Annotated in this window: 11 protein-coding genes; 4 read left to right on the forward strand and 7 right to left on the reverse strand. The window is 57.3% G+C overall.

Annotated elements, in window-relative coordinates:
• The first annotated feature begins 21 nt into the window (after positions 1-21).
• Together KGP17_RS18175 and tyrP are read left to right on the forward strand one after the other, a co-directional pair.
• Complete coding sequence (locus tag KGP17_RS18175) at positions 22-1,245, forward strand: MFS transporter (RefSeq protein WP_223498115.1); 1,224 nt, start codon at positions 22-24, stop codon at positions 1,243-1,245.
• Between the two features lie 170 nt (positions 1,246-1,415).
• Positions 1,416-2,624: a tyrosine transporter TyrP gene (gene tyrP / locus KGP17_RS18180; protein WP_021805972.1), complete on the forward strand. Its 1,209-nt coding sequence runs from the start codon at positions 1,416-1,418 to the stop codon at positions 2,622-2,624.
• A 51-nt stretch (positions 2,625-2,675) separates the two neighbouring features.
• Here the strand turns inward: tyrP and KGP17_RS18185 are convergent, their stop codons facing one another.
• On the reverse strand, positions 2,676-3,215 hold the full coding sequence (locus KGP17_RS18185) for a YfaZ family outer membrane protein (protein ID WP_021178499.1): 540 nt from the start codon (positions 3,213-3,215) through the stop codon (positions 2,676-2,678).
• A gap of 335 nt (positions 3,216-3,550) precedes the next feature.
• Here KGP17_RS18185 and katA point away from each other — a divergent pair, with 335 nt between their 5' ends.
• Entirely contained in the window at positions 3,551-4,987 is a 1,437-nt protein-coding gene (gene katA, locus KGP17_RS18190) for a catalase KatA (protein ID WP_021805973.1), read from the forward strand.
• 57 nt (positions 4,988-5,044) lie between these two features.
• Here the strand turns inward: katA and menE are convergent, their stop codons facing one another.
• The 6 genes from menE to menF form a co-directional block, all read right to left on the reverse strand.
• On the reverse strand, positions 5,045-6,427 hold the full coding sequence (menE, locus tag KGP17_RS18195) for an o-succinylbenzoate--CoA ligase (RefSeq protein ID WP_059201277.1): 1,383 nt from the start codon (positions 6,425-6,427) through the stop codon (positions 5,045-5,047).
• Positions 6,415-7,398, reverse strand: a complete 984-nt coding sequence (gene menC / locus KGP17_RS18200) for an o-succinylbenzoate synthase (RefSeq protein ID WP_223498116.1) — start codon at positions 7,396-7,398, stop codon at positions 6,415-6,417. Before menC ends, menE begins: the two co-directional genes overlap by 13 nt.
• Positions 7,398-8,255: a 1,4-dihydroxy-2-naphthoyl-CoA synthase gene (menB, locus tag KGP17_RS18205; protein ID WP_021805976.1), complete on the reverse strand. Its 858-nt coding sequence runs from the start codon at positions 8,253-8,255 to the stop codon at positions 7,398-7,400. Before menB ends, menC begins: the two co-directional genes overlap by 1 nt.
• Positions 8,239-9,027, reverse strand: a complete 789-nt coding sequence (gene menH / locus KGP17_RS18210; RefSeq protein ID WP_179251778.1) for a 2-succinyl-6-hydroxy-2,4-cyclohexadiene-1-carboxylate synthase — start codon at positions 9,025-9,027, stop codon at positions 8,239-8,241. Before menH ends, menB begins: the two co-directional genes overlap by 17 nt.
• Positions 9,027-10,700 (reverse strand): 2-succinyl-5-enolpyruvyl-6-hydroxy-3-cyclohexene-1-carboxylic-acid synthase, encoded by a 1,674-nt coding sequence (menD, locus tag KGP17_RS18215; protein ID WP_021805978.1) that lies wholly within the window; start codon positions 10,698-10,700, stop codon positions 9,027-9,029. The genes menH and menD overlap by 1 nt, the downstream gene beginning before the upstream one ends.
• A gap of 257 nt (positions 10,701-10,957) precedes the next feature.
• On the reverse strand, positions 10,958-12,259 hold the full coding sequence (menF, locus tag KGP17_RS18220) for an isochorismate synthase MenF (protein WP_223498117.1): 1,302 nt from the start codon (positions 12,257-12,259) through the stop codon (positions 10,958-10,960).
• A gap of 288 nt (positions 12,260-12,547) precedes the next feature.
• Between menF and KGP17_RS18225 the strand changes: the two genes are divergently transcribed.
• Positions 12,548-21,199 (forward strand): glycoside hydrolase family 94 protein, encoded by an 8,652-nt coding sequence (locus tag KGP17_RS18225; RefSeq protein WP_223498118.1) that lies wholly within the window; start codon positions 12,548-12,550, stop codon positions 21,197-21,199.
• Positions 21,200-21,258 lie beyond the last annotated feature (59 nt).

The raw sequence follows: 21,258 nt of genomic DNA on the forward strand, positions 1-21,258 counted from the left end.
CTACTCACAAGGAGCTTAACTATGGATAAATCTTCAAGTACTGCGCCTCAAACGTCTACCCGACACCAATGGTTGGCCGTCACCGCCATAGGTCTTGCCACCTTTTCGGTGGTCACGACGGAAATGCTACCGGTCGGCCTGCTGACACCGATTGCCGACACTCTGGAGATATCCACTGGCACTGCAGGCCAGATGATCTCTCTGCCAGCAGTGCTGGCGGCCTTGTTCGCGCCGCTGGTGGTGATTGCATCTGGTGGTATGGATCGGCGCAGGATCCTGTGCGGATTACTGGGCCTACTGGCTATAGCCAACATTGTATCGGCATTGGCACCGAACATGGCTTGGATGCTGGCTGCTCGTGTTCTCGTCGGCTTTTGTATGGGGGGAGTCTGGGCTATCGCAGGTGGCTTGGCTTCCCGGCTTGTTCCTGATAACTCCATCGGATTGGCAACCTCCATTATCTTTGGTGGTGTAGCGGCCGCTTCTGTATTTGGGGTTCCACTCGGAGCGCTGGTCGGTGACTTTGTAGGGTGGCGCTGGGCTTTTGGCAGTATGGCGTTGCTTAGCGTGTCGGTGTTGGTTTTGCATCTTGCCGTCGTTCCTGCACTCCCCGTTGCCAGTTCGGCTACCCTACGCCAGTTCGGCAAACAACTCGGTAATCGGAAGCTGCAAGTCGGGTTATTTCTGACGTTACTGCTGGTAGCCAGCCACTTCATGGTCTTTACCTTCGTGCGCCCGTTACTGCTGTCAGTACCGAGATTCGATTCGCAATGGATTAGCGCACTGCTTTTCGCCTACGGCTTTGCAGGCATTGTTGGCAACTTCTTGGCAGGTATCATCGCGGCGCGGTGCACGTCCCTGACCTTGATAGCGGTCTCGATGGGCCTACTGCTCACTCCGGTGCTATTCCTGACCATTGGTGACTCCTACATCAGCGGTGGAGTGGTACTGCTAGTTTGGGGGCTGGCCTATGGCGGTGTATCAGTCGGTCTAATGACATGGACAATGAAAGTCGCACCGCGAGCCGTAGAGATTGCTACCGCACTGTATGTGGGCGTATTCAATATCGGCATTGCATTGGGGGCATGGGCAGGTGGCCAAGTTGTGGATGAACTTGGCATGACCGCCAACCTCTGGCTGGCCGGAGGCATCGCCGCCATCGCCTTACTGCTGTCTTTCGGTATCAGTCTGGCGGAACACAGAAGCGAAGCGACAAAGCAGCGGGCTGGCTCGCTAATGAACTGACTGGACAGAGAGCCCCCTTCTGATACCGCCGCGGCCTCACTCACAATCGTAAACTTACATGTACATCAGACGTAACGTCGGTTTGACACAAAATCGGCAATCAACTATTCTGCCGCACTAAAAATAGGGTCCCGAAAACGCCCCTAAATTATCCAATAGCAGAGAAAAACGTGAAGAATCGCACGCTGGGCAGTGTTTTTATCGTGGCAGGCACCACCATTGGTGCAGGGATGCTGGCTATGCCCCTGGCGGCGGCTGGCGTGGGTTTTGGCGTAACGCTGGCACTGCTGGTCGGGCTGTGGTTATTGATGTGCTATACCGCGCTGTTGCTGGTCGAAGTTTATCAGCATGAGCAGGCGGACACCGGTCTGGGAACGCTGGCCAAACGTTATCTGGGCGGCGGTGGTCAGTGGCTTACCAGTTTCAGCATGATGTTCTTGATGTATGCGCTGACCGCGGCCTATATCAGCGGCGCTGGCGAACTGCTGGCTGTCAGCATCAGCCAGTGGACGTCTCAGGACTTCCCGACTTACCTCGGCGTGCTGCTGTTCACCCTGGTCGCAGGGGGGATCGTCTGCATCGGCACCCATTCGGTGGATCTGTTCAACCGTATTCTGTTTACCGCCAAGTCGATTTTCCTGATCGTCATGCTTGGCCTGATGATGCCGCACATCCAGCAAACCAACCTGCTGACGCTCCCGCTGGAACAAGGGCTGGCGCTCTCGGCCATCCCGGTGATCTTCACTTCGTTTGGTTTCCACGGCAGCGTACCCAGCATCGTCAACTATATGGGCGGTAACATCCGCAAGCTGCGTTGGATCTTTATCATCGGCAGTGCCATCCCGTTAGTGGCTTATATCTTCTGGCAGTTGGCAACGCTGGGCAGCATCAGTTCCACCACCTTTGTCGGCATTCTGGCACAACAGGCCGGGCTGAACGGTTTACTGCAAGCGGTGCGTGACGTGGTTGCGTCGCCTCATGTCGAGCTGGCAGTGCACCTGTTTGCCGATTTGGCGCTGGCAACCTCGTTCCTGGGGGTTTCACTCGGGTTGTTCGACTTCCTGGCCGATCTGTTCAAACGCCAGGATAACGTGCGGGGCCGATTGCAGACCGGCGCCATCACCTTCCTGCCGCCATTGGCATTCGCACTGTTCTATCCACGCGGTTTTGTGCTGGCACTCGGGTTCGCGGCAATTGCGCTGTCCGTACTCGCCCTGTTGCTGCCTTCACTGCTGGTCTGGAAAACTCGTCGGCGGCATCAGGCCAGCTATCGAGTCTGGGGCGGAACGCCAGCGTTGGCGTTGGTGTTTGTCTGTGGGGTGGCGGTGATCGCCATTCAGATCAGCATCGCCAGCGGCCTGTTACCGGCCATCGGCTAACAGAAAAAAATGGGCGCAGCATATGCGGCGCCCGTTTAATAGCAGGCAGGATTAGAAGCCCACGCCCACACCGATATAAGGGCCATCGGCTATCGCGTTGTCGCGGTTGCCGTCTTTACCTTCGATGTTGATGTAACGATAACCGACATCCACATTGAACGGACGCACGTTTAAGCGCACCCCGCCATTAGCTTCGTTGTAGGCTTTTGCCCCGCTGGTCAAAGACTCCGGCGCAAAATAGCCTTCGCCATACAGGCTGAGATAGCGGTTGAGATCCCATTGCAGACCACCGCCTAATGCCAATGCTCCACCATCTTTGCCATCTTTCGGGCTAAGATAAATGGCCTTGCCGCCCACGGTGGCCGTCAAAGGCCCAACCGGCAGGCCGAAGCTCAGCCCCAGGCTCCCGATATCACCATCATGATCGCTACGGATCCAGTTGCCGTTGATCCCCAGGCCCGCCGTTGTGCCTCCCAAGCCGACGCCCAGGTTGGTGTAATGTTCCCCTGCCTCACCGCTCACGCTGATCGCATTGGCAGAGCCAGCCACAAACAGCAAACCTGCTGCACACGCGACTAAAGTTTTGTTCATTATTGATCCTTTTCATTCTTCATCATCAAGGAGTGATGATGTCTGTCACCGGAAAAACACGCGGGTAAGTGTAACCGAATTGTCATCAGTTTCCGGAAAATTTAAAGCGATAACCCGTTCATTTTTCAATAAACTGTAAACAAATACCAATCAGTTACCCCAAAATTACAACGATAAGTGCTACCTATTTGCCGAGGACTGAGAATAAGTCTACAACTAGTAGTGCCTTTGATGGAGGTCAGCAGGGCTGGCCTTTTCATTAGTCAATATGATGAAGATCTGCAGCACCCGAAGCTGAGCTTTCAACTTAACTGCTACACAGTAAGGAGCAATTGATGAGCAAGAAAGGATTAACTACTGCGGCTGGCGCACCCGTTGTTGATAATAATAACGTGATCACCGCCGGTAAACGCGGCCCGATGCTACTTCAAGACGTTTGGTTCCTGGAAAAACTAGCCCACTTTGACCGCGAAGTGATCCCAGAGCGTCGTATGCACGCCAAGGGGTCCGGAGCTTACGGCACCTTTACCGTCACCCACGATATAACCAAGTACACCCGCGCAAAAATCTTCTCTGAGATTGGTAAGCAAACCGAAATGTTCGTCCGCTTCTCTACCGTTGCCGGTGAGCGCGGGGCTGCCGACGCCGAACGTGATATCCGCGGCTTTGCCATGAAATTCTATACCGAAGAAGGTAACTGGGATCTGGTCGGTAATGATACCCCGGTGTTCTACCTGCGCGATCCACTGAAATTCCCAGACCTGAACCATGTGGTAAAACGCGATCCGCACACCAACCTGCGCAATCCGGTATATAAATGGGACTTCTTCTCCCATCTGCCTGAATCACTGCACCAGTTGACCATCGACTTCAGCGACCGTGGCCTGCCTAAATCCTACCGTCATATGCACGGCTTCGGCAGCCACACCTTCAGCTTTATCAATGCCAATAACGAGCGTTTCTGGGTCAAATTCCACTTCCGCTGTGAGCAAGGCATCGAAAACCTGATGGACGATGAAGCAGAAGCCATCATCGCCAAAGATCGTGAAAGTTCGCAGCGCGATCTGTTCGACTCCATCAAGAACGGTGACTTCCCGCGCTGGAAACTGCAAATCCAGATCATGCCAGAGCATGAAGCGTCACAAACCCCGTATAACCCGTTTGACCTGACCAAAGTCTGGCCGCATGGCGACTACCCGCTGATCGATGTCGGCTTCTTCGAGCTTAATCGCAATCCGGATAACTACTTCTCCGAAGTAGAACAAGTGGCCATGAACCCGGCCAACGTGGTGCCTGGCGTGAGCTTCTCACCAGATAAAATGTTGCAGGGCCGTCTGTTCTCCTATGGCGACGCACACCGCTACCGCCTGGGCGTCAACCATCACCAAATCCCGGTCAACGGTGCCAAATGCCCGTTCCATAACTACCATCGCGATGGGGCGATGCGTGTGGATGGTAACAGCGGCAATGGCGCAACCTATGAGCCAAACAGCTTTGGGGTGTTCCAGGAGCAGCCAGATTTCAGCGAACCACCATTGAGCATAGAAGGTGCCGCCGATCACTGGAATCATCGTGAAGACGACGATTACTACAGCCAACCGCGCGCGCTGTTCAATCTGCTGAGTGCCGAGGAGCACCAACGTATGTTCACCCGTATCGCCGGTGAACTGTCGCAGGTGCCAGAACAGATCCAACGCCGTCAGGTTGAGCTGTTCACCAAGGTACATCCCGATTACGGTAACGGCGTAGCCAAGGCCTTGGGCCTGAAATAATTTTTTACACCAATAGCAAGGCCGCCCTCAGGCGGCCTTTTTTCGCAACGCTACAGGTTATGCCTGCAGTTGGCTACTCGCCCACTGTTGTAGACGACGGCGCGAAATCTTTATGCCGCCGTTTTTTAGCTCGTCGGGCAACGCCAATGCGGCAATCGGCCGCTGGAAGTTCGCCAGCCGGTCCTGCGCCCAAAGCATTAACCCTTCCAGCGTCAACTCGCCTTCCAGATCGACCACCGCTACCGGCCGTTGGCCAAACTCCGCATCGTCAATCGGTACGATAAACACCTGCAACACCTGTGGATGCGCGGCAAAAACGCGTTCCACATCTTCCGGCTGAACGCCTTCCCCGCCGCTAAAGAACAGGTTATCCAGCCGGCCAATAATACGCAGTTCACCCTGCTCCATCGCGCCACGATCGCGGGTATGGAACCATCCTTGATCGTCGGTAATGGGCACTAGCCCGCCCCGCAGCCAATAACCCAGCGCCAGGCTGGTGGAGCGGATCCAGACTTCCTGATCCACCAGGCGTATTTCACGGCCTGGTAAAGGTGCCCCAACGCCGGGCAGCTCGTCGGCACGCTTGGCGCAAACCGTTGAAGCCAGCTCCGTCAAACCATAACCGCACCAGCAGTGGATCCCTACCGCCTCGGCCTGCTGGGTGAGTGACACCGGGATCATCGCCCCGCCGAGCAACACCTCTTTTAGCGCATGCTTGGCCATCGGTTCAGACAGCAGGCGCCAAAGTTGAGTGGGCACCAGCGAAGCATGGGTGCATCCCGCCAGCGCATCGGCCAAAGGTTGCATTTCACGCACCACAAGCTGTGCCCCCACCGCCAGCCAGCGCCAGATAATGCCCTGACCAGACACGTGAAACAGCGGCAGCGAGAGCAGCCAGCTATCCTGTGGCTGAAACTCCAGCAGTTGCAACACGCCATCGGCACTGGCAAGGTGGCCGGCATAGCTATGGGCGGCGGCTTTTGGCAAGCCGCTGGAGCCGGAAGTCAGCGTCAACGTTGCCAGTCTTTGTTCATCCCACGGCAGCAACTGCAAGTGGCACTCATCAACGCCCGGCGGCGACAAGACGATCGCGCCAGGGGGCAACTCAGGTAATCCGTCCGGGCTGAAAGCAAAATCGATATCCAGATCCGGCAGCAAAGCCGCCAGCATCGGCGCCGGCAGCGTCGGATTGAGCGGCAGCAGGCGCGCACCACACTGCAAGAGCGCCAGATAGGCCAACAGCAGCGGATAGCTGTTTTTCCCACACAGCAGCACGCCGCTACCGGGTAATACGCCCTGGCGCTGAAAGTCGGCAGCCAGCACTTCTACCTGCCGTTGCAACATCAGCCAACTGACCGGCTGGTGTTCAAAGATCACCGCGGTCGCCTGCGGGCGCTGTTTGGCCCAATGCCGCCACGGCCAATCACTCAACTGCGCCATACACACTCCAAGGTATCAATGCCCAATAACGGCAAGGTGCTCTCTGGCCAGTTGCGTATCAACTGGGCCTGCATCAGGTTCAACGTATCCAAACCTGGCACCGTTTGCGGCGTCAGCCAATGCGCAATGCGCGCCAGCTGCGTCAACCCCAGACTGGACTCAATGCTGGAACTGATCACCGCCACCAATCCGGCCTGATGCGCCTGCATGACCAGTTCACGGCAGCGGGCCAGGCTCCCCACCAAGGTCGGCTTGATCACAATCGCTGCCACGCCCGGCTCGGCCTGCACGACAAAATCGGCTTCACGCACGCTTTCATCCCAGGCGATGGCAATACCGGTTGCCTGGGCAAACTCACGGGATTCGTCACGGGTTTTGCAGGGCTCTTCCAGAAACGCGATGCGATCGCGCCACGCGGGGTTAACGTATTTGGCAAAGCCGTCCGCTTTGGCCCGGCTCCAACTGCGGTTGGCATCGAGCCTTAGCTTGAGGTCAGGTAAGGCTTCCAACAGGACATTGACGACCATGCCATCCCGCACTGCCTCATACATCCCCACCTTCACCTTGGCCACTTTCTCCCCCGGCAGCGCGGCCAACAGGTCGAACAGCTCGTCCGGATCGCCAGTGCACAGCGGTGCCTTGCGATAGTCTGCCTGCGTTGGCAACTGCTCGGCCATTTCCGCCAAGGCACAGCTGGTGCCGAAGGCCACCGATGGCCACTCGCTCTGCGCAGGAAGATCACCCGCAACCCAAGCCTTCACCCAGGCCAAGGTAGCCTGCTGCGCCTGCTCGAGTGTCTCCTGGCTGAACTCCGGTAAGGGGGCTATTTCCCCCCACCCTTGCAGCCCATCCTGTTGCAGGTGGATCAGCAAGCCATCTCGGGTTTTCAGCCGCTGGTTGCGCAGCACCACGCCCGCCTCCATCGGCAGGCTATAGCGATAGATCGCAGCAACACGGGTTAGTGCCGTCATTACGGGTTACGCTTGAATTTGCTGAAGTCAGGCTGGCGTTTTTCGATAAATGCGTTGCGCCCTTCCTGACCTTCATCGGTCATATAGAACAACATGGTGGCGTTACCCGCCAGCTCTTGCAGCCCGGCCTGACCATCGCAGTCGGCGTTCAGTGCGGCTTTCAGGCAGCGTAGGGCCATTGGGCTGTTCTGCAACATTTCACGGCACCAGCGCACGGTCTCTTTTTCCAGATCGGCCAACGGCACCACGGTATTCACCAGGCCCATATCCAGCGCCGCAGCAGCGTCGTATTGGCGGCACAGGAACCAGATCTCACGGGCCTTCTTCTGGCCTACGATGCGCGCCATGTAGGAAGCCCCCCAGCCGCCGTCAAAGGAGCCGACTTTCGGCCCGGTCTGGCCAAAGATGGCGTTATCGGCCGCAATGGTCAGATCGCACATCATATGCAGCACGTGACCGCCGCCGATGGAGTATCCGGCCACCATCGCCACTACCGGTTTAGGGCAGGTGCGGATCTGGCGTTGGAAGTCCAGCACGTTCAGGTGGTGCACGCCGCTGTCATCACGATAGCCGCCGTAGTCACCGCGCACTTTCTGATCGCCACCGGAACAGAAGGCTTTATCCCCGGCACCGGTAAGAATGATGGTGCCGATGCCGTCGTCATAGCGCGCGTTCGACATCGCCTCGATCATTTCCTTCACCGTGTGCGGGCGGAAGGCGTTACGCACCTGCGGGCGGTTGATGGTGATTTTGGCAATGCCATCGCTGGACTTGTGATACAGGATGTCTTCGAAATCACCCGAGCAGTCCTGCCAGTCGATCGCGGCGTACAGTTGTTCTTCATTGGGATACAGCATGTTTGGTTCCTTTTTTAGCAAGAAATGCATCGAGCGCGGCGGCAAAATCTGCCGGATTGGCCAGATGAGCGTTATGACCCGCCTCTGGCACGGTTTGCAATGGCAAACCGGCATCACGCGCCAACGCCTGAAACTTGTGATCGTCGGCACCGCATATCACCATCACTGGCAGTGCCAACTGTTGTAATTGCGGCACCAGCCAAGGTTGCCGCCCGAGGGAAGTCGCCTCCAGCATATCGGCAATGGCCGGACCATGATTATCTGCACGGGCGGCGATCAGCGCCTCGCGGTGTATCGGGCTGAGGTTGGCAAAGACCGGTTGGAGATACCAGTCGGCCAATACCGTTTTGATGCGTTCGGTGCGAAAACGGTTCGCCCAGGCGGCATCATGGGCACGCCGCTGGGCACGTAAATCCTCGTTCTCCAATCCAGGATTACCACCCTCGATCACAATACCTTGCAGCCCTTGCGCTTCTCCGCAGCAAGCATGGTACATGGCGATGCGCCCACCGAGTGAATAGCCCACCAGCCAGTAACGCTCAATATTATGCTGCTGCAGCGTAGCGGTGATTTGCCTGCTGACGTCGGCAAAGTCCAGGCAGGATTGATCGGCAGAATCGCCATGGCCGGGTAAATCAATCGCCAGCGAGGGCCACTGTTCACAACGCGAGGCGATCACCCGCCACTCATTGTTGTTCCCTAGCAGACCATGCAGCCAGATCAACCATGGCCGCTGGCTTTCACCTTGTTGTAGCACGCGGGAAGCCAGCATCAGTTTGCCCCCATTTTTTGTACCAGATGTTGCAAGGTTTCTGCGCCATCGCTCGGCGGCACCTGCAACTCAATCAGCGTGGCTCCGCTGTGACGCCAGGCTTTTTCCACTGCCTGCTGCAACTGCCCCCAGTTTTCCGGGCAAGCATAATCAAGCTGGAACATGGCTGCCGCCTGGCTGAACTCCACATCCTGCGGCATACAGTAAAATCGCTGGCGCTCAGGTTCCGGCGTTGGCAACAGCGAGAAAATCTGCCCGCCATTGTTGTTCACCACGATCAGCACCGTGGGCGCCGAACATTGGCGCAACAGAGCCAGGGCATTCAAATCGTATAGCGCGGAGAGATCGCCTACCACGGCCAACGTCGGCTTGGCTGTGGCGCGCTGAACGCCAGCTGCGGTGGAGATTAGGCCGTCGATACCGCTTGCCCCGCGGTTGCTGAACACCGGATAACCGGCAGGCAACTGGGTTAGGGCATCGATCAGGCGCACAATCAGGCTATTGCCGAGAAACAGCTGGCCGTTCTCTGGCAACAGCTCAGGCAGGCGATGGGCCAGTTGCGCCTCACCAAACCGGTTAACCAGGTATTGCGAAGTCGCATCGAGGGCATCATCCGCCAACGCGGACAGATCGCCAGCCCAAGGTGAGCGAGGTTGCGCCGGATGCAGATCGAGCCACTCGCCAACGGTGGAACGAATACGGCGGCCGCGATGATGCGCAGGATCGAGGCGCCCAGGCAGATCGTCGATCAGCCAGAACTCCTCCGGCTGGCAGCGCTCCTGCCACTGTAGCAGGCGTTTGCCCGTCAGGCTGCTGCCAAACTGCACCACCACCTGCGCACTGGCCAACAGATCGCGGGCCTGTGGGTTGGCCAACCATAAGTCGGCACAGGGCAGCGGTTGCCCCGTTTGCGAGAGGGCATCGCCGATCAGCGGCCAACCGAGCATGCCCGCCCATTCGGCCAGTTGCACACCCTCTTCCGCCCCCATCCTGCCAGCAATAATCACGCCGCGCTTCTGCCGCCAGAAAAACCAGTCCGGCTGCTTAATAACCCGATGGGGATCCATTTCACGCAGCCAAGGGTGCGTATCCTGCCACCAGTCCCCTAGCTCCGCCGACCACTGCTCATACTGCTGTTCATCTCCGCCATATAACGGCTCCGCAAACGGGCAGTTGATATGCAGAGCACCGTGCCGCAGACGCGCCATCGCGCTGTCCAGGGTAGACACCAGCCAGCGAGCCGGAATATCCGGGCTTGGGCGTGGCAAATCGATATTCAAGGTAGGGTGGCTCGAGTAGAGGCCGTTTTGGCGGATCGCCTGATTGGCACCGCAGTTAATCAACTCCGGCGGGCGATCGGCGGTGAGAAACACCAGCCGCTCCCCGGTTAGCCCGGCTTCGATCAGGGCAGGATAAAGATTTGCCGCCGCGGTACCCGAGGTGACGATCACCGCCACCGGCTCACGCGTGGCCTTTGCCAGACCGAGCGCTAAATGGCCCAGACCCCGCTCATCGAAATGAGTATGACAGACAAAAGCGCGGTTCGCGGCAGCGGCCAGAGTCAGAGGCGTTGAGCGCGATCCCGGAGCGATACAGACATGCCGCACTCCATGGCGGACCAGCGTTTCCAGCAACAACGCCGCCCACCGGCGATTAAAAACACTTGTCGACATATTTCGCTCATCAGTAGTAAACAGAGGTTACGCGCCGAAGCCTACCCAAACGAGGTAGCGAACCGGGGATCATAACTCTGAATTATATAAGTAATTATCTTTACGGCTTTTGCGCTGGCGCAAAAACGCCGTATTTCCCTGTGGCAGGTGGCCTGCAATAAATCAATTTCGACCCATCAATGCCCAATAGCGCCCCGAAAGAGAACAAAAAAGAAACATATAAAACACAACAAGTTTACACACGAAGATCGGCCTGCTCAATGTGCCTGCTCAGAATGTTCTGACTGCAACAGCGTGCGCAAGCCCGCCGCCTTGTTTTCGATCTCTTGCCACTCCTGCGCCGGATCGGAACCGGCCACAATCCCCGCCCCGGCATACAGCTCAACCCGAGCATCCTCGATCTGGCAGGAACGCAGCGCAACGCAGAACTCCGCCTGTGACGCAGAGAGATAACCCGCAGAGCCGGCATACCAACCGCGGGAAAAAGGCTCATGCTGGCGGATAAACTCCAGCGAGGCCTGGCGCGGCAGCCCGGCGACCGCAGCCGTCGGTTGCAGCCGTTGCAGGCAATCGGCATCATCACCCTGGTTCAGTTGCCCTTCAATACGCCGCCGCAGATGCTGTACCTTGCGCAACCGCACCACCTCTGGTGGCAACACATCGACCGCTCTGGCACCGCCTTGCAAACGCTGACAGATATCATCAACCACCAGCAGGTTTTCCTGTTGGTTCTTGCCGTCTTGCCGCAACCACTGGGCCAGTGCCTGGGCTTGCCGCTCATCGGGATGGTTGGCAACCGTCCCCGCCAACGCTTCGGTCAGCAAATGTTTTCCCTCACGCAGGTACAATCTTTCCGGGCTGGAGCCAAGAAATGCGGAATGTGCATCAAAGCGCAGCATAAAGTGGTAGCATTGGTGATTCACCCTGCGGCTGGCGGCCATCATCGCAGGAGCAAACAACGGACTCTCCAGCGTCAACACCGAGCTGCGCGCCAAAACCACCTTATCCATCTGCTGCCGATTTATCGCCTTCAGCGCATCGCGCAGCATGATTTCCCACCCGGAACGTTCCGGCTGATGCTGCACCGACAGCACTTTCACCTGTAAATTCTCGATCGGTTTGATTACCAGCAGATTTTCAAGCCAGGCAAGCGCCGCTTGGGCATCATCACTCAATGCCTGTTCAGAAAACAGGTTTAGCGTCAGTTCACACTTGCCTTGGCGGTTGAGAATTTCCAGGCGCGGCAAAAACAGCTGGGCGTCACCGTCAAAGGCAGTCAGCCCCCACAAACGGGCCGCAGGATAGGCATTCACGAATGCCTGCGCCATTGAAGGGTGTGAAAACTGCCGCAAAGCGCCGCACACAGCCGCCTCCTGCCGCCCTTCGCGATGACGCCAGTAGAATTGAGGGAACAGCACCTGCGCCGCCAGCCACTCCAACAACATATCGCTCAGATGGCCGGGAACCACCAGAGTTAACTGCCGAAATCCGGCTTCACGGGGAAAGTCGTGCCCAAGCTGCTGACGTAACCGCCGCAGCACTCCCGAAAGTTGTTCCACTGCCACCTCATTAACCAAACGCTATGTGGGGAATTATACGGTAAATCAACCCTCACGGGCGGAAAAATAGCGTCTATTAACCCATACCTTGCGTCGCTAATTATTTATTAAAATTGAAGTTTAAGATTAAAAAACAACCACACGCGCGCGACGGAACTATACTTAGAAGTCATGTTCCTGCCGCAGTGAAATCTTGTTATATCAAATCGATAGTTAAATCAAGATGTTCACAGCCTCCCAACGGTATTAACCCGCTGTCCTTTGGGTCAGATGTAAGGAGCTTTTTGCGTGAAAGAAATACTTATCAATTGGTTAAAGAAGCAGCGCAGACACCCCAAAGTGGCACGGTTGCCCTTACGGCATAACCGTGCCACGGCCGAAACCCCTCCCGCCAGCAATATCAAGGCAGAGCTGTTTTCGGTCGACCAAATGGAACGCTATGGCCAGCGCCTGGCACGCTCCCATAAGCTGGCAACCCATAAAACGCCCTACTATTTGCTCAAACGTCTCGATAACAACGAGCAGGTATTAACGGACAGTTGCCGCAGGTTGAGCAACGACAAGAAAAACACCATGACCCCGGCGGGCGACTGGCTGCTGGATAACTTTTATCTTATCGAGGAGCAGATCCGCGTCGTTCGGCACCATTTGCCGAAAACCTTCGGCCGTGGGCTGCCACAGTTAACCACCCCGCACAATTGCCCACGAATTTTCGATATCGCCACCGAAGCCATTGCTCATGGCGACGGGCGATGGGATGCCGAGAGCCTGACGCGCTATATTGCCGCCTACCAAAAAGAGGCCAATCTGACCCTGGGCGAGCTGTGGGCGCTACCGGGCATGCTGAGGCTGGCACTCATTGAAAACCTGCGCCGCGTGGCGGTAGAAGTGGCTCAGGCACAGGAAGAACGCAGCCTGGCCGATAGTTGGGTGACTAAAATGCTGGAATCGGCGGAAAACGATCCGGCCAACCTGATCATTGTGATTGCCGATATGGCGCGCTCCAACCCGCCCCGCACCAGCGCCTTCGTGGCGGAACTGGTGCGTCGTCTGCAGGGGCACGGCACCATGCTGGCGCTACCGCTGACCTGGGTTGAGCAACGCCTGGCCGAAGTCAGCCTGACCTCCGACGAGCTTATCCATCGTTTCAACCAGCAACTGGCGGTCAGCCAACTTTCCGTCAGCAACAGTATCGCTGGCCTGCGGCAACTGAGTGAAATGGATTGGGCAGAATTTGTTGAGACCATGAGCAAGGTCGATCAGACGCTGCGCGAAGACCCCACCGGGGTTTATCCTTTAATGCATTTCGATACCCGTGACAACTATCGCCATGTGATCGAGAGGCTGGCTCGCCACTGTTCTCACAACGAGGTGGAGGTCGCACAACACGCTCTGAATATGGCACGGATCGCCGCCGAAGACCCCCGCAACGATCCACGCACTCATCACATCGGCTATTACCTGATTGACCATGGCCGCACGCAGTTAGAGCAACAGCTTGACGTGCGGCTTAGCCGTATTACGCGCATCCGTCAGGCGCTCAGCCAATCCCCACTGCTTTCCTGGCTGGGCAGCATCAGCCTGCTCACGACGGCCTGCTGGGCTTTGCTGTTACGCCATGCCCATCAAACCGGACTCACCTGGGGGTTGTTGATCTTGCTGTTCCCATTAGGGATGGTGCTCGCTCAGTTCGTCATCAGCCTGCTCAGTGAGGTCACCACCCGCAGCCGTTCTCCGCAGCCGTTGCCAAGGCTGGATTTTTCCTGTGGTATCCCGGCAGAGTTCCGTACGCTGGTTGCCATTCCCACGCTGATAAGCAGCAAGTCCGGCATTGACCAGTTGATCAACACGCTGGAAGTTTGTTATCTGGGCAACGCCATTAAACACCTGCATTTTGCCCTGCTCACCGACTTCAATGACTCGCCTCGGCAACAGCAGCCCGACGATGCCGAACTGCTGACCTATGCCAGCCAAAAGATGAACGAGCTCAATGCGCAGTATGCCTGCGAAGGGCCAAGCCACTTTTTCCTGTTCCATCGCGATCGCCAATGGAATGAAAAACAGCAGAGCTGGATGGGGCTGGAGCGTAAACGTGGCAAGTTGAACGCGCTGAACGACTGGCTGCGTAACCGTGGCAATGCGTTTACCACTCAGGTTGGCCAAGGGCTGGAGGTGCTGAAAAACGTCAAATACGTGATCACCCTGGACAGCGATACCGTGCTACCGCGTGAAACCGCACACCGGCTGATCGCCGCTATGGCCCATCCCCTGAATCAACCTCAGTATGATGCCAAACTGCAGCGAGTGGTGGAGGGTTATGCCATCCTGCAACCCCGCATGGCCGAAGAGATCCCCGCTTATGGTCAGAGCCGTTATGCCGCCCTGTGCAGCAGCACGCCGGGCAACGATCCTTATACCCAGATGGCTTCAGATATCTATCAGGATCTGTTTGGCGAAGGCTCGTTTATCGGCAAAGGGATTTATGATGTTGACGTCTTCTCCCACAGCCTGAAGGGCACCTGCCCGGAAAACCTGGTGTTAAGCCACGATCTGCTGGAAGGCTGCTATGCCCGTTCCGGTTTATTGAGCGACGTCTTGCTCTATGAGCAGTATCCAAGCAACTATCTGGTCGATGTTGCCCGCCGCACCCGCTGGATCCGCGGCGATTGGCAGCTTTTCAACTGGCTGTTGCCCCGGGTCATCACCGAAGACGGTTCACGGGCCGCTAACCCATTAAGCCCCCTGTCGCGTTGGAAACTGTTCGATAACCTACGCCGCAGCCTGGTAGCCCCCTGCTTCCTGTTGCTGCTGTTCTTTGGCTTAACCTGGCTACCCGATACTCCATACTGGTTGGCGGTGTTCGCCATTATTCTTCTGCTGCCCACGCTGCTGGCGCTGTTGCAGGATGTGGTGCGTAAGCCCCCGCGTCGGCCTGTTATTCAGCACTTGCAGTTGGCACTGAAGGGCTCACTGCATCGGCTGTCTCAGATTGGCCTGCGCCTGGCCGAGCTACCTCATGAAGCCTGGTTCAGCCTGAAGGCCATTGGTATCACCCTGTGGCGTCTATTGATCAGCAAACGCAATCTGCAAGAGTGGACCAGCTTCGACCAATCCAAACACCACCTGACCGTCACGCTGGCGAATTTTTATCGTAACCTGTGGATCAACCCGTTGGCAGGTGTTGCACTGTTGCTATTGGCCGCTTTTTCCAGCCCGGTAGCGCTGTTAGCCGCTATCCCGCTGGCCGCCTTGTGGATCATGTCGCCGTACCTGCTTTATTCGCTTAGCCTAGAGCCACAGCGCAGCAAAACCGCCATCGACGATCGCCAGCGCCGTTTCCTGCGCCAGAGCAGCCGCGAAACCTGGGAGTTTTTCGCCACCTTTGTCAACCAGCAGGAAAACTGGCTGCCGCCGGATAACTACCAGGAAATTCCAGAGCCGGTGGTGGCACATCGCACGTCACCCACCAATATCGGGCTGGCGCTGTTGGCCGACCTTACCGCCTATGACTTCGGCTATATCACCCTCAGTTCGGCCTTGCAGCGTATTACCCTGACGTTGAATACGCTCGATCGCATGGAGCATTATCGCGGTCACCTGTACAACTGGTACGACACGCGCACTCTGGAACCTCTGAATCCACGGTATGTTTCCAGCGTGGACAGCGGTAATTTCGCGGGCCATCTGCTAACCCTGAGCGCGGGCCTGCCAGGGTTAGCCATGCAGCCAGTTATCGAGCCAGCCCGTGTTCTGGCCGGATTAGAAGATACGTTGCTGATACTGGAGCAACACTGGGGTAACGCCGCACCGAAAGGATTAACCAAACTGCGCAAACACTGGGAACAGGCGCAGAACGCCCATCCGGCCGCACTTCAGGCTGAACTCAATGAAATGCGTAACCACTGTAATGGATTGCAGGAACCCGCTCTGCAACAGGGTGACGAAGTCAAACGCTGGGCCGGCAACCTGCACCAGCAGCTCAACGAACTGTGCGCCGAATGGGCATTATGGTTTGGCTGGCTGAGCGACAGCATGCCGGAGCTGGAACAAATCCCTGGTTTGCATTGGCTGGCCAACCCACCTAAACAACTGACGTTGTCGACAGAACAGCAAACGCAGTTGGATGCCGTACAGCAATTGGCAAGGGAACGCCTGGAACAGTTGGTTCAGCTGGCCCAACGCCTGACAGCAATGGCGCAAATGGACTTCAGCTTCCTGTATGACGAAGCCACCCATTTGCTGACCGTCGGTTTCAACTGCGATCAAAACCGTGCCGACAGTGGTAAATACGATCTGCTGGCCTCGGAAATCCGCCTGACCAACTATGTCGCCATTGCCACCAACCAAATTCCACAACGGAGCTGGTTTGCCTTAGGCAGGCTGTTTACGGTGATCGACAAGGAGCCAGCGCTGATGTCCTGGAGCGGCTCGATGTTTGAGTACCTGATGCCGCAACTGGTGATGCCTGCCTATCCCGATACGTTGCTGGTACAGATGTGCCGCTCTGCAGTGGAGCGGCAAATTGCCTGGGGCAAAGAGCGCGGTGTACCGTGGGGGATTTCCGAGTCCGGTTACTTCGGCTTTGACGCTTTGCAAAACTACCAGTATCACGCCTTTGGTGTGCCGGGGTTAGGGCTGCGGCGTGGACTGGGTGACGACATGGTGATCGCCCCTTACGCCACCATGATGGCGCTGATTGTCGATCCGGACAGTGCCTGTAGCAACCTGGTGGAACTGGAAAAAAACGGTGCCAAGGGCCGTTATGGCTTCTATGAAGCGCTGGACTACACCACTTCACGCCTCAGCCGGGGGCAGTTGTATGTCATTGTTCGCTCCTATATGGCTCACCACCAGGGTATGAGTTTCCTGGCGCTGTCACACCTGTTGCTGGATGCGCCAATGGTGAAACGCTTTGCCAGTTACCCCGCCTTCCAGTCAACCCGTTTGCTGTTGCAGGAACGGGTGCCTGATGCGGTTGAGCTGTACAGCACCCGCCGCCACTTCGAAACCCATGAAGGCGCGATTAAACCGGCTAGCTTCGCCGCACGTGAATTCACCCGTGTGGATACACCGATCCCGGAAGTTCAGTTGCTGTCGAATGCCAACTACCACCTGATGATCACCCAAACCGGCGGTAGCTACAGCCGCTGGCAGAATCTGGCGCTGACCCGCTGGCGTGAGGATGCCACCTGCGATAACTGGGGGGCGTTCTGCTACCTGCGCGATCCGCAAACCGGCGAGGTGTGGAGCAATACCTGGCACCCTACCGGCGAAACCGAGAAAGGCGGCTATCGCGCGGTCTTCAACGATGCCGGGGCGGAATTCCAACGCAAGCAGGGGCTACTGTCGGTGAAAACCCAGGTGGTGATCTCCCCTGAGGACGACATCGAACTGCGGCGCTTAACCTTGGTGAACCGGGGCAAACAGCCGCGGACCATTGAGATCACCAGCTATGCCGAAGTGGTGCTGGCCCCGGCCAGCAACGATTTGGCGCACCCGGCGTTCAGCAATCTGTTTGTCCAAACCGAACTGTTGCCGGAACAGGATGCCATTCTGTGCCATCGCCGTCCGCGTGAGCCGAAAGAGAAATCGCCGTGGTTGCTGCATATGATGTCGGTCCAGGGTGCCAGCAGTAAAACCTCCTTTGAAACCGACCGGGCCAAGTTTATCGGCCGTGGCCGCACGGCAGCCAACCCGCAGGCGCTATATCAGAATCAACCCCTGACCAATAGCGCCGGGCCGGTGATCGATCCGATCATCGCCATCCGTCAGCGGATCCGGCTGGAACCCAACGTGCCGCTGACTCTGGATATCTTCTACGGCGTGTGTGAAGACCGCGCCACCAGCCTGGCGATGTTGGAGAAGTATCGCGACCGCCATATGGCCGACCGTATTTTCGAACTCGCCTGGTCGCACAGCCAGGTGGTGTTGCGCCAGTTGAACGCTAACGAAGAAGACGCCAATCTGTTTAATCGTCTGGCCAGCGCGGTGGTGTTCCCGGCACAGGAAATGCGTGCCGCCAGCAATGAAATCATCAATAACCGCCGCGGGCAGTCAGGCCTGTGGGGCTATTCGATTTCCGGCGATCTGCCGATCGTGCTGCTGTCCGTCACCGACAGTGAGAATATCGGGCTGGTGCAACAGCTCATTCAGGCGCACAACTACTGGCGGTTGAAAGGATTGCTGGTCGACCTGGTGATCCTCAATGAGGATTCCGGTGGTTACCGGCAAGATCTGCAAAATCGGATCATGGGGCTGATCGCCGCCGGGATGGAGTCTTCCCTGACGGACAAACCCGGAGGGATCTTCGTCCGTTCCAGTGAACATATGTCACCGGAAGATCACACCTTGCTGCTGAGCGTAGCGCGGATCTATCTGGATGACCGCCGCGGTGGCCTGACGGAGCAACTCAACCAACGGTTGCAATTGCCGCAAACGCTGCAACAGCCATTAGGGCCGCCGACCGCCTCCTCCAAACTGGCTACCATGGCCAATCTGCCGCGTAATTTGCATTCGCCACAGTTGCCAATCATCGACAAGCTCCAGTTCTACAACGGATTTGGCGGGTTCTCTGAGGATGGCAGCGAATATGTGATCGCCATGAACGAAAGCAAGGTAACGCCAGCGCCGTGGTCAAACGTTATCGCCAACCCGATGTTCGGTTCGGTGATCTCTGAAAGTGGCCAAGCCTACACCTGGTATGAGAATGCGCATGAATACCGCCTGACGCCTTGGGATAACGATCCGGTCAGCGATCGCAGCGGCGAGGCTTTCTATCTGCGCGATGAAGAGAGTGGTCACGTCTGGTCACCAACGCCGCTGCCCGCCCGTGGGCGTGGTCATTACCTGACGCGTCACGGCTTTGGTTACAGCGTGTTTGAACACCGGGAAGGCGGTATCGACAGCCAGTTGACGATGCTGGTTGCCAAAGACGCTCCGGTGAAACTGTTCCTGCTGACGCTCACCAACACTTCTGGTCGGACGCGGAAGCTCTCGACCACCGGCTATGCCGAGCTAATCCTCGGTGATTTGCGCCAGAAATCGGCGATGCACGTGGTCACCCGCGTAGCCACACCACCTGGTGGCTGTGGCATCCTCGCCACCAACCATTACACCAGCAGCGGATCGCCACGTACCGCGTTCTTCGGCGTTACCGGCGTCCATTGCTCAGTCACTGGCGATCGGCGGGAATTCATTGGCCGTAACGGTTCGTTGGCCGCTCCTGCCGTACTTAAGCTGCGGCGGTTATCCGGCAAGACCGGTGCCGGGTTGGATCCTTGTGGCGCAGTTCAATCGGCCATCAGCATGATCGATGGCGATCAACGCAGCTTTGTGTTTGCGCTTGGTCTGGGACAAGATGCCGACGAAGCCGAATCTCTGCTGCGTCAGTATCTCAGCGAAGAGGCATTGCAACACGAATTGCAGCAGGTCGCTGCCCATTGGGACAAGATCCTCAACAAGGTGCAGATCGGTACGCCTCATCCAGCGGTTAACTTGCTGGCTAACGGCTGGTTGCTGTATCAAACCCTCTCCTGCCGCATTCACGCACGCAGCGGTTATTACCAGTCCGGCGGCGCATTTGGCTTCCGCGATCAGCTCCAGGATACCCTGGCCCTGACGCATGCCTTGCCTGAACGGATGCGTGAGCAGATCCTGCTGTGTGCTTCGCGCCAGTTTGTTGAGGGCGACGTTCAGCACTGGTGGCATCCTCCGCAGGGCAACGGGGTGCGCACCCGCTGCTCCGATGATTACCTGTGGTTGCCGCTGGCCATTTGCCACTACCTCGACTCGACCGAAGACTCGTCGATCCTCGACGAACAGGTGGGTTATCTGGAGGCCCGTATACTGGCACCGGGTGAAGAGTCTTCTTATGAACAGCCTGGTGTCAGCTCGAAACAAGAAAGCCTGTATCTGCACGGGGCCAGGGCGCTGAAGCATGGCCTGACCTTTGGCGAGCATGGTTTGCCGCTAATGGGTGCCGGTGACTGGAACGACGGCATGAACATGGTGGGATTGGAAGGCCGAGGTGAGAGCGTTTGGCTGGGCTTCTTCCTGTTCTATATTCTGCAACGTTACGGCAAACTGGCCACCCACCGCGGCGATCTGGAGCTGGCAGAACTGTGCCGCGAGGAAGCAGAAAAACTGCGCGCCAACCTGCACAACAACGCCTGGGATGGCGAATGGTATCGCCGTGGTTACTTCGATAGTGGAGAACCGCTGGGTTCACACCAAGCGGCAGAATGTCGCATTGATGCCATCGCCCAGAGTTGGTCGATCCTTTCCGGTGCGGGTGACAAAGATCGCAGCGCACAAGCAATGCAATCTCTGGATAAGCACCTGGTGGACGACCAGGCCGGCATCATCAAACTGCTGACCCCACCTTTTGACGGCAACGGCCCGAATCCTGGCTACATCCGGGGTTATCTGCCCGGCGTGCGAGAAAATGGCGGTCAATACACTCACGGGGCGGTATGGGCAGTGATGGCGTTTGCCGAGATGGGCAATATCGAGCGCGCCTGGGAACTGATGGCGCTGATCAACCCCATCAACCACAGCCTGGATAGCACCGCGGCGGAGCGCTACAAGGTCGAACCTTATGTCGCCACGGCGGATATTTACGCGGTCGCCCCGCACGTTGGGCGCGGAGGATGGAGCTGGTATACCGGCTCGGCGGGCTGGATGTATCGGTTGATCGTCGAGTCGCTGCTGGGGCTAAAACGCCACGGCAATACGCTTTCCATCCATACCCGCTTACCGGCAGATTGGCCACCGGTCACCCTAACCTACCGTGAAGGGGAGAGTGAATATCACTTCACCCTACGCCAAGGGGAAGGAGAAACGCAGGTGATGATTGATGGTGTGTTGCAGCAGGAAGCGGTGATTACCTTGGCTGATGAGGCTAAAACCTACCTGGTGGAGGTAATTCTGGGAAAGCAATAAGGTACGCAGTAGCTAAATAGCTATGTTTAATAGCGCTACACCCGAAGCTTGAGACAGGA

The sequence above is a fragment of the Serratia sp. JSRIV001 genome (assembly GCF_019968745.1).
Taxonomy (GTDB): Bacteria; Pseudomonadota; Gammaproteobacteria; order Enterobacterales; family Enterobacteriaceae; genus Chania; species Chania fonticola_B.

Excerpts from the sequence above, each read along its gene's own strand:
- KGP17_RS18175 (WP_223498115.1), top strand. The coding sequence starts at position 22 with ATGGATAAATCTTCAAGTACTGCGCCTCAAACGTCTACCCGACACCAA.
- KGP17_RS18185 (WP_021178499.1), bottom strand. The coding sequence starts at position 3,215 with ATGAACAAAACTTTAGTCGCGTGTGCAGCAGGTTTGCTGTTTGTGGCT.
- katA (WP_021805973.1), top strand. The coding sequence starts at position 3,551 with ATGAGCAAGAAAGGATTAACTACTGCGGCTGGCGCACCCGTTGTTGAT.
- menE (WP_059201277.1), bottom strand. The coding sequence starts at position 6,427 with ATGGCGCAGTTGAGTGATTGGCCGTGGCGGCATTGGGCCAAACAGCGC.
- menC (WP_223498116.1), bottom strand. The coding sequence starts at position 7,398 with ATGACGGCACTAACCCGTGTTGCTGCGATCTATCGCTATAGCCTGCCG.
- menB (WP_021805976.1), bottom strand. The coding sequence starts at position 8,255 with ATGCTGTATCCCAATGAAGAACAACTGTACGCCGCGATCGACTGGCAG.
- menH (WP_179251778.1), bottom strand. The coding sequence starts at position 9,027 with ATGCTGGCTTCCCGCGTGCTACAACAAGGTGAAAGCCAGCGGCCATGG.
- menD (WP_021805978.1), bottom strand. The coding sequence starts at position 10,700 with ATGTCGACAAGTGTTTTTAATCGCCGGTGGGCGGCGTTGTTGCTGGAA.